Source organism: Streptococcus mitis, from assembly GCF_047462815.1.
Taxonomy (GTDB): domain Bacteria; phylum Bacillota; class Bacilli; order Lactobacillales; family Streptococcaceae; genus Streptococcus; species Streptococcus mitis_DO.
Genome location: NZ_JASHFB010000031.1, coordinates 1 through 627, shown reverse-complemented (window position 1 = coordinate 627; position 627 = coordinate 1). Strand labels below are relative to the sequence as shown.

Genomic DNA, 627 nt, shown 5'->3' with positions numbered 1-627 from the left:
CCTTGGAAAATCTCAGTTTCACCTGGTGCTTCATCAGTACCAGCAAACATAGAACCAAGCATTACAGCATTACCACCTGCTGCAAGAGCTTTTACAATATCACCTGAGTATTTAATACCGCCATCAGCAATGATTGTTTTTCCGTATTCACGCGCAACACTAGCTGAATCGTAAATAGCAGTGACTTGAGGAACACCTACACCCGCAACCACACGTGTTGTACAAATAGAACCTGGTCCGATACCTACTTTAACAACATCGACACCTGCTTCATAAAGTGCACGCGCACCTTCAGCTGTTGCGATATTTCCTGCAATCAAAGTACGGTCTGGGAAGTGGGCACGAATTTCAGCAATTTTACGAAGAACACCTGCTGAATGACCATGTGCAGTATCAATGACAATAGCATCTGCGCCTGCTTCAAAAAGAGCTTCTGCACGTTCAAAGGTATCAGAAGTAACACCTACAGCACCTGCTACCAAAAGACGACCGAACTCATCCTTAGCTGCATTAGGAAACTCGATAACTTTTTCGATATCCTTAATAGTAATAAGTCCTGACAAACGACCTTCTTCATCAACTAGAGGTAGCTTTTCAATACGATGCTCATGAAGAATACTTTCAGCC

Annotated in this window: 1 protein-coding gene; it reads right to left on the bottom strand. The window is 43.2% G+C overall.

Going from position 1 to position 627, the window contains the following annotated elements:
* Positions 1 to 627: IMP dehydrogenase (gene guaB / locus QM865_RS09130; RefSeq protein WP_414306509.1), on the bottom strand; the 627-nt coding region annotated here is incomplete at both ends.